The following is an 8,745-nucleotide window of genomic DNA, read 5'->3' as shown; positions in this document are numbered from 1 at the left end:
ATCCGCCCGCCGGGGGGGGGGCGGGGGGGGGGGGGCGCGCCCGCGGCGCCCCCCCCCCCCCCCGGGGGGGGGGGGGGGGGCCCACGCGCGCGTCCTACGCTTGGCCGCAGAGTCCGGGCCGGCAGGGCCGGGCCCGCGAGGACCGAGAGCAGCGGAGGTACGCGCGATGAGCCAGTCGCCCGGCGGGAGCCCGACGGGACGCGCGCCCGCACCCGCGCGGCCGGGGACGGCCCCGGCGCCGCGCCGCCCCGGGGACGCGGTGGGCGCGAGCGACCGACGCCACTCCCGCCCCGCCTCGTCGGCCGTCTACCGGCGCCGCCGGCTCGTGGTGCTCGTCGGGCTGCTGCTCGTCGTCGGCCTCGTGGTCGCGCTCCTCGCCTGGGGGTGGCCCGGCTTCGCGCGCGCCGACGCCGCGGCCGACCCCGAGCCGACGGTCACGGTGACGGCCGACCCGCCGACCCCGACGCTCGAGCCCGCGGCCCGGACCGGGACGACCGCGTTCGCGACGGCGCTCCCGGACACCGTGCTCGACCTGGTGCTGCGCAGCGACTCGGCGACGGACGCGTGGACCGCCGCCCGGGCGCTCGAGGCGTACCAGCTCGTGTACGCCGACGGTGAGGGGGACGACGCGACGACCGTCACCGTGGTGGCCGGGCAGTGGCCGACGGTCGCGGAGGCGGAGACCGCCGCGACGGACCTCGTCACCGCGGCCGGCGAGCCGACGGACACGGGTGACGTCGAGGTCGCCGGGGAGGTCGCGGGCACGTACGCCGTGACGCCCGCGGCCGACGGTCAGGCGACCGTCACGTGGCGCAACGGCACCGCCGTCCTCCAGGCCACCGGGCCCGCCGACGTCGTCACCGACGTGTACGAGGCCTTTCCCCTCTGATCCCGCGGCTCCGCCTCCCTGCCGACCCCCGGTCCGCCCTGCTCCGTCGCCCGCGCGGGAACCGTCCCGGGAGCCCGCGGAGCCCGCGGTGGCATCCCCGCGGCCTCGGCGGTTGTCCCGAGCACCCGCCGGGTGCGCAAGAATGCCTTCACCGACCACCGGGAGCTGATCGTCCATGACCGACCTGTCGTCCCCGCCCGTCCCTGAGCGCCGGCTCGCCGTCCTCGGCACGGGCGTCATGGGGGAGACCGTCCTCGCGGGCGCGCTCGCCGCGGGCTGGGACCCCGCCGACGTCGTCGCGACGGTCCGCCGGGCCGAGCGCGGCGAGGAGCTCGCGGTGCGCCACGGGGTCGCGACGACCCAGGACAACGTCGAGGCCGTGCGCGGCGCGGGCGTCGTGGTCGTCGCCGTGAAGCCCAAGGACGTCGCGGCGCTGCTCGCCGAGGTCCGCGACGCGGTGGGGGCGGGGACGGTCGTGGTGAGCGTCGTCGTCGGGCTCCCGACCGCGTTCTACGAGGACCGGCTGCCGGCGGGGACCGCCGTGGTGCGGGTCATGCCCAACACGCCGTCCGTCGTCGGTGCCGGGGTGAGCGCCGTGAGCGGCGGCGCCGCCGCGGACGACGACGACGTCGAGCTCGTCGAGCGCCTGCTGTCCGCGACGGGCCTCGTCGTGCGCGTGGCGGAGAAGGACCAGGACGCGGTCGGCGCGCTCTCGGGCTCCGGCCCGGCCTACGTGTTCTACGTGATCGACGCGCTCGCCGAGGCGGGCGTCCTGCTGGGCCTCACGCGCGCGACGGCGCTCGAGCTCGCCACCGCCACCGTGCACGGCGCGGCGACCATGCTGCGGGAGACCGGGGAGCACCCGGCGATCGCGCGCGAGCGCGTGTCGTCGCCGGGCGGCACCACGGTCGCCGCGCTGCGCCGTCTCGACGCGGGGGGCGTGCGCGCCGCGTTCCTCGACGCGCTCGAGGCCGCGCGCGACCGCTCGGCCGAGCTCGCCACCGCGCTCGCGGCCGCACCGGCGCCGCGCCCGGAGGCCGGGGGTGGCGAGCGGTGAGCGACGGCCCGTCCCCTCGCACGCGCCCGCCCGCGATGTCGGACGTCGCGCGCCTCGCCGGGGTGTCGCACCAGACGGTCTCGCGCGTGCTCAACGACCACCCGAGCGTGCGGCCCGAGACCAGGGACCGCGTCCTCGACGCGATCGCGACGCTCGGCTACCGGCGCAACAGCGCGGCGCGCGCGCTCGTGACGATGCGCTCAGGGACGATCGGCGTCGTCACGACGGGCTCCGCGCTGTACGGGCCGACGTCGACCCTCATCGCGGTCGAGGAGGCGGCCCGCGAGCAGGGCTACTTCGTGAGCGTCGCGACGATCCGACGCTACGACGCCGACACGATGCACCGCGTGCTCGAGCACTTCATGGACCAGGGCGTCGAGGGCATCGTCGTCATCGCCCCGCAGACCGACGTCGCGGCGGCCGTCGACTCGTTCCGCGCGCCGGTGCCGGTCATCATGATCGCGGCGCGCGACCACCCGGGCGACGGCGAGGTCGCGGACGTCGTGCGCCCGGGCGCCGGGGCGCTCGGCGCGCCGGGCGCCATCCTCTCGATCGCCGTCGACCAGCGGCTCGGGGCCCGGCTCGCGACCGAGCACCTGCTCGGCCTCGGGCACACCACCGTGCTGCACCTCTCCGGTCCGCTCGACTGGTTCGACGCGCGCGAGCGCGAGACGGGCTGGCGGGCCGCGCTCGAGGAGCACGGCGCGCCCGTGCCCGAGCCCGTGCGCGGCGACTGGTCGTCGGACCGTGGCTACGCCGTCGGGAAGGAGCTCGCCGACGCGGTCCGCGCGGGCGACGGGCCGACCGCGGTCTTCGCCGGCAACGACCAGCTCGCGCTCGGCGTGCTCCGCGCGTTCTGGGAGCAGGGCGTGCGCGTGCCGGCCGACGTCTCGGTCGTGGGCTTCGACGACGTCGCCGGGGCGGGGCACTTCATCCCGCCGCTGACGACGGTGCGCCAGCCGTTCGGCTCGCTCGGTCGCCGGTGCATGGGGATGATGATCGACGCCCTGTCCGGCGCGACGGTCCGGCCCGTCTCGATCCCGCCCGAGCTCATGGTGCGCGAGAGCACGACCACGCCGCGCGGCTGACACCGCGCACCGCTCACGAAAAGCCGTGCCGGGGAGTTGGCCTCACCGGTTGTGAGCGCTAACATTCGAGAAGGTACTCAACGACCGAGGCGCGACGCCGCGACGAGGAGAAGCAGCAATGGTGCAGCAGGACGAGGTCGGTCGCCGTCGCGCGGCCGTCGTGGCAGGGGAGACCGCGCTCGGGATCGAGCTCGGGTCCACGCGGATCAAGGCGTGCCTCGTGGACGCCGAGGGCACGCCGCTCGCGAGCGGGAGCCACGCGTGGGAGAACCAGCTCGAGGACGGGGTGTGGACGTACTCGCTCGACGCCGTCGAGACCGGTCTGCGCGACTGCTACGCGCGACTCGTCGACGACGTCGAGGACCGGTACGGCGTGCGGCCCACGACCTACGGCGCGCTCGGGGTGTCCGCGATGATGCACGGCTACCTCGCGTTCGACGCCGACGGTGAGCTGCTCGTCCCGTTCCGCACGTGGCGCAACACCTCGACCGGGCCGGCCGCCGCCGAGCTCACGGAGCTGCTCGGGTACAACGTCCCGCTGCGCTGGTCCGTCGCGCACTGGTACCAGGCGATCCTCGACGCCGAGCCGCACGCCACGGAGGTCGTGTCGCTCACGACGCTCGCCGGGTACGTGCACCGCCGGCTCACCGGCCGCCACGTGCTCGGGGTCGGCGACGCGTCCGGCATGTTCCCGGTCGACCCCGCGACGCGCGACTACGACCACGCGCTCCTCGCGCTCGTCGACGAGCGCGTCGCGACCCACCGGGACGGTCCCAAGCTCGCCGAGCTCCTCCCGGACGTGCTCGTCGCCGGCGAGGACGCGGGTCGGCTCACGGCCGAGGGCGCGGCCTGGCTCGACCCGTCGGGAGCGCTGGCCCCCGGCGTCCTGCTCTGCCCGCCCGAGGGCGACGCCGGCACGGGCATGGTCGCGACGAACGCCGTCGCGCCGCGCACCGGCAACGTGAGCGCGGGCACGAGCATCTTCGCGATGGTGGTGCTCGAGGGCCCGCTCGCCCGCGTGCACCACGAGCTCGACCTCGTCACGACGCCCGCGGGCGACCTCGTCGCGATGGTCCACTGCAACAACGGCGCGAGCGAGCTCGACGCGTGGGCGGGCCTGCTCGGCGAGCTCGCCGCGGCCGTCGGCAGCGACGCGACGCCGGACGACGTGTTCGGCGCCCTCTTCCGTGCGGCGCTCGACGGCGACGCGGACGGCGGCGGGCTGCTCGCCTACAACTACCTCGCCGGCGAGCCCATCACGGGCCTGGACGAGGGGCGGCCGCTCGTCGTGCGCACGCCCGGCAGCCGTCTGACGCTCGCCAACTTCGCCCGCACCCAGGTGTACGGCGCGTTCGGGACGCTCGCGCTCGGGATGCGCGTCCTCGCGGGCGAGGGTGTCCGGCTCGACGGGATGCTCGCGCACGGCGGCATGTTCCGCACCGCGGGCGTCGCGCAGCGGCTGCTCGCCGCGGCGATCGCCGCACCGGTGAGCGTCGGGCACACGGCGGGCGAGGGCGGCGCCTGGGGCATCGCGGTCCTGGCCGGCTTCGCGCGCGACCGGGCGTCGTCGGGCACCGCGTCCGGGTCGACGGACGGCGTCGTCGCCCCCGATCTCGGCGCGTACCTGCGCGAGCACGTGTTCGCCACGGCGGAGATCGAGACCGTCGCCCCCGACCCCGCCGACGTCGCCGGCTTCGCCGCGTATCTCGAGCGCTACGCGGCGGGGCTCGCCGTCGAGCGTGCCGCCGTGACAGCGCTGCCCACCCGTACCGAAGGAGAGGACCCCGCATGAGCACGCCCACCCCGGCCGCGGACGTCGCCGCCGCACCCGCCGCCGTGACGGCGGTGCCCGCGCACCTGCGCGACGCCGTGGACGCCGCCAAGGAGCGTGTCGCCGCGCTGCACGCCGAGCTGCCCCGGTGGGAGCTCGTCGTGTGGACGGCCGGCAACGTGTCCGAGCGCGTGCGCGACACGACGCGCCCCGACGGCTCCGGCGACCTGCTCGTCATCAAGCCGTCGGGCGTGGCGTACGACGACATCACGCCCGAGGCGATGGTCGTGTGCGACCTCGACGCGACGCTCGTGGAGGGTGACCGGTCCCCGTCGTCCGACACGGCGGCGCACGCCTACGTGTACCGGCACCTGCCCGAGGTGGGCGGGGTCGTGCACACCCACTCGACGTACGCGACCGCCTGGGCCGCGCGCGGCGAGCCCGTCCCGTGCGTCCTGACGATGATGGCCGACGAGTTCGGTGGCGACATCCCCGTCGGGCCGTTCGCGCTCATCGGCGACGACTCCATCGGCCGCGGCATCGTGGAGACGCTGCGGGACTCCCGGAGCCCCGCGGTCCTCATGCGCAACCACGGCCCGTTCACGATCGGCAAGGACGCGCGCGCGGCCGTCAAGGCGGCCGTCATGTGCGAGGAGGTCGCGCGGACCGTGCACGTCAGCCGCCAGCTCGGCGAGCCCACGCGCATCGCGCAGGACGACGTCGACTCGCTCTACGCGCGGTACCAGCACGTCTACGGGCAGCAGCCCACGCCCGACCCGCGCTGACCACGGGTCGGAGCCGCCCCCGCGGCGGTCTCGGCTCCCACAGCACCCGCGACGCGACGCGTACCGGGCGCGCGCAGCACGGCAGCAGCACGACACAGCACGACCACCCGGGGCGGGACCGCAGCGGTGCGGCGCCCCCCCACGACACGAGAGATGGACCGACATGAGCAAGCCCTACGCGGATCGCGAGATCTGGTTCCTCACCGGGAGCCAGGACCTGTACGGGGAGGAGACGCTGCGACAGGTCGCCGAGCAGTCCCAGGAGGTCGCGCGCGTCCTCGACGCGTCCCCCGACGTCCCGGCGAAGGTGGTCTGGAAGCCCGTCCTCAAGGACGCCGCCTCGATCCGGCGCGCGATGCTGGACGCCAACGCGGACGACCGCGTGCTGGGCGTCGTGACGTGGATGCACACGTTCAGCCCCGCGAAGATGTGGATCGGCGGGCTCGACCAGCTCCGCAAGCCGCTGCTGCACCTGCACACGCAGGCGAACGTCGAGCTGCCGTGGGACACGATCGACTTCGACTTCATGAACCTCAACCAGGCCGCGCACGGCGACCGCGAGTACGCGTACGTCGCGACGCGGCTCGGCGTGGCGCGCACGACCGTCGTCGGGCACGTGTCGAACCCCGCCGTCACCGCGCGCGTCGGTTCGTGGGTGCGCGGCGCCGCGGGCTGGGCGGCGACGCACGAGCTCCGCCTCGCGCGCTTCGGCGACAACATGCGTAACGTCGCGGTGACCGAGGGCGACAAGACCGAGGCCGAGCTCCGGTTCGGTGTGAGCGTGAACACGTGGGGCGTGAACGACCTCGTGCGCGCCGTCGAGGAGGTCTCCGAGGCCGACGTCGACGCGCTCGTCGCGGAGTACGAGGACCTCTACGACGTGGTCCCGGAGCTGCGCAAGGACGGCGACCGCCACGCGTCGCTGCGGTACGCGGCCCGGCAGGAGATCGCGCTCGAGACGTTCCTCGAGTCGGTCGGCGCCAAGGCGTTCACCACCAACTTCGAGGACCTCGGCGACCTGCGCCAGCTCCCCGGCATCGCGGTGCAGCGCCTCATGTCCAAGGGCTACGGGTTCGGCGCCGAGGGCGACTGGAAGACGGCCGTCCTCGTGCGCGCGGCGAAGGTCATGGGCGAGGGCCTGCCCGGCGGAGCGTCGCTCATGGAGGACTACACCTACGACCTCACGCCGGGCAGCGAGAAGATCCTCGGCGCGCACATGCTCGAGATCTGCCCGTCGCTCACGACCTCCAAGCCTCGGGTCGAGATCCACCCTCTCGGCATCGGCGGCAAGGAGGACCCCGTCCGCATGGTGTTCGACGCCGACCCGGGCGTCGGCGTCGTCGTGTCGCTCGCCGACATGCGCGACCGGTTCCGCCTCACGGCCAACGTGGTCGACGTCGTCGCGCCCTCCGCCCCGCTGCCGCACCTGCCGGTCGCGCGCGCGGTGTGGGAGCCGCGCCCCGACTTCGCGACGTCGGCCGAGGCCTGGCTGACCGCGGGCGGCGCACACCACACCGTGCTGTCGACCGCGGCGGGCATCGACGCGTTCGAGGTCTTCGCCGACATCGCGCGCACCGAGCTGCTGGTCATCGACGAGAGCACGACGCGGCGGGGCTTCCGCGACCAGGTGCGGTGGAACCAGGTGTACTACCGGATCGCGCAGGGTCTCTAGCCCACGCGGGGAAGCCGTCTGCGCAGGTCCGGGCGCGACCCTCGGGTCGTGATCGAACCGTGACGGGAGGCGGCTTCCCCTCTGCGCGTGTGAGCGCTAACATCGTCTCTCGGGAGGGTGTGAACGATCACATCCGAGGTCTGGCGCTCAGCACCTCGGCAGGGCTCCGCGCGGTCGGCGCGTCGCAGTGCCGGACGGTGGCCACAACGGTTACCGAACGGTTATGCGGAATGCCGGGTCGGGGCTTGCGGTAGGGGTGCTGACACCGCTAGACATTGACACAAGCAAACATGTATCAACAAGAGTCAACAGCCCGATGGCGGGCTGGCACGACCCGACGACCCTCGGCACGGCGCCGAGGTCGCATCTCAAGGAGGAGAGCATGTTCAGCACGACCAAGGCGCGCACGCGTCTGACGGGTGTCCTCGCCGGCGTGGCGGTCCTCGCGCTCGCGGCGTGCAGCAGCGGGGGCGGCAGCACGGACGACAGCAGCAACGACGCGGGTGGCGACGGCGGCAGCGGCGACGCGATCGTCGTCGGCTTCTCGCAGGTGGGTGCCGAGTCCGGGTGGCGCGCGGCGAACACCAAGTCCATCCAGGACACGCTCACGGCCGAGAACGGCTTCGACCTCAAGTTCTCCGACGCGCAGCAGAAGCAGGAGAACCAGATCCAGGCGATCCGCTCCTACATCGCGCAGGGCGTGGACGTCATCGCGTTCTCCCCGGTCGTCGAGTCCGGCTGGGACGCGGTGCTCGAGGAGGCCAAGCAGGCCGGGATCCCCGTGATCCTCACGGACCGCGCGGTCGACTCCGAGGACGACACCCTGTACGAGTCGTTCATCGGCTCCGACTTCGTCCTCGAGGGCGAGATGGCCGGCGAGTGGGTCTCCGAGAACGTCGCCACGGAGCCGATCAACGTCGTCGAGCTCCAGGGCACGACCGGTGCCGCTCCCGCGATCGACCGCAAGACCGGGTTCGAGGACGCCACGAAGGACAACCCGAACGTCACGATCATCGACTCCCAGACCGGCAACTTCACGCGCGCCGAGGGCAAGACGGTCATGGAGGGCTTCCTCCAGGCGCACGACGACATCGACCTCGTCTACGCGCACAACGACGACATGGGTCTCGGCGCCATCGAGGCCATCGAGGCCGCGGGTCTCGTCCCGGGCGAGGACATCAAGATCGTCACCGTCGACGCGGTCAAGGACGGCATGCAGGCGCTCGCCGACGGCAAGATCAACTTCATCGTCGAGTGCAACCCGCTCCTCGGCCCGGACCTGGCCGACATCATCAAGAAGGTCGTCGCGGGCGAGGAGGTCGAGAAGCGCATCGTCGTGAAGGACGAGTCCTTCACGCAGGAGCAGGCCATCGAGGCGCTCCCGACGCGCGAGTACTGAGAAGCGCACGAGCGCCCGGCAGGCCGCTCGGAGCGACCCGAGCGCCCCGCCCGGCGGGGCCGGTCGACGCCGACCGACCCCGCC

General features: G+C 74.2%; 7 protein-coding genes. All 7 read left to right on the top strand.

What is annotated here, in order from left to right; all coding sequences use genetic code 11:
- Positions 1–166: 166 nt before the first annotated feature.
- The 7 genes from ACFWH7_RS16735 (at position 167) to ACFWH7_RS16705 (ending at position 8,661) form a co-directional block, all read left to right on the top strand.
- Positions 167–889, top strand: a complete 723-nt coding sequence (locus tag ACFWH7_RS16735; protein WP_378218057.1) for a hypothetical protein — start codon at positions 167–169, stop codon at positions 887–889.
- Positions 890–1,064: 175 nt separating this feature from the next.
- A complete protein-coding gene (proC, locus tag ACFWH7_RS16730) occupies positions 1,065–1,946 on the top strand; it encodes a pyrroline-5-carboxylate reductase (protein ID WP_378218055.1) in 882 nt (293 codons plus the stop codon).
- A gap of 35 nt (positions 1,947–1,981) precedes the next feature.
- Positions 1,982–3,034 (top strand): LacI family DNA-binding transcriptional regulator, encoded by a 1,053-nt coding sequence (locus ACFWH7_RS16725; protein ID WP_378218080.1) that lies wholly within the window; start codon positions 1,982–1,984, stop codon positions 3,032–3,034.
- A 118-nt stretch (positions 3,035–3,152) separates the two neighbouring features.
- Complete coding sequence (locus ACFWH7_RS16720) at positions 3,153–4,826, top strand: xylulokinase (protein WP_378218053.1); 1,674 nt, start codon at positions 3,153–3,155, stop codon at positions 4,824–4,826.
- Positions 4,823–5,590 (top strand): L-ribulose-5-phosphate 4-epimerase, encoded by a 768-nt coding sequence (locus ACFWH7_RS16715; RefSeq protein WP_378218051.1) that lies wholly within the window; start codon positions 4,823–4,825, stop codon positions 5,588–5,590. Before ACFWH7_RS16720 ends, ACFWH7_RS16715 begins: the two co-directional genes overlap by 4 nt.
- Before the next feature lie 163 nt (positions 5,591–5,753).
- Positions 5,754–7,262, top strand: a complete 1,509-nt coding sequence (gene araA / locus ACFWH7_RS16710) for an L-arabinose isomerase (protein ID WP_378218049.1) — start codon at positions 5,754–5,756, stop codon at positions 7,260–7,262.
- Between the two features lie 382 nt (positions 7,263–7,644).
- Positions 7,645–8,661, top strand: coding sequence for an ABC transporter substrate-binding protein (locus ACFWH7_RS16705; RefSeq protein WP_378218046.1), 1,017 nt, complete (start codon positions 7,645–7,647; stop codon positions 8,659–8,661).
- Positions 8,662–8,745 lie beyond the last annotated feature (84 nt).

The organism is Cellulosimicrobium cellulans, from assembly GCF_042723955.1.
GTDB classification, from domain to species: domain Bacteria; phylum Actinomycetota; class Actinomycetes; order Actinomycetales; family Cellulomonadaceae; genus Cellulosimicrobium; species Cellulosimicrobium cellulans_H.
The sequence above is the reverse complement of the archived record's forward strand: the minus strand, read 5'-3'. Positions and strand labels throughout refer to the sequence as shown.

Excerpts from the sequence above, each read along its gene's own strand:
- ACFWH7_RS16725 (WP_378218080.1), top strand. The coding sequence starts at position 1,982 with ATGTCGGACGTCGCGCGCCTCGCCGGGGTGTCGCACCAGACGGTCTCG.
- ACFWH7_RS16715 (WP_378218051.1), top strand. The coding sequence starts at position 4,823 with ATGAGCACGCCCACCCCGGCCGCGGACGTCGCCGCCGCACCCGCCGCC.
- ACFWH7_RS16705 (WP_378218046.1), top strand. The coding sequence starts at position 7,645 with ATGTTCAGCACGACCAAGGCGCGCACGCGTCTGACGGGTGTCCTCGCC.
- ACFWH7_RS16735 (WP_378218057.1), top strand. The coding sequence starts at position 167 with ATGAGCCAGTCGCCCGGCGGGAGCCCGACGGGACGCGCGCCCGCACCC.
- proC (WP_378218055.1), top strand. The coding sequence starts at position 1,065 with ATGACCGACCTGTCGTCCCCGCCCGTCCCTGAGCGCCGGCTCGCCGTC.
- ACFWH7_RS16720 (WP_378218053.1), top strand. The coding sequence starts at position 3,153 with ATGGTGCAGCAGGACGAGGTCGGTCGCCGTCGCGCGGCCGTCGTGGCA.
- araA (WP_378218049.1), top strand. The coding sequence starts at position 5,754 with ATGAGCAAGCCCTACGCGGATCGCGAGATCTGGTTCCTCACCGGGAGC.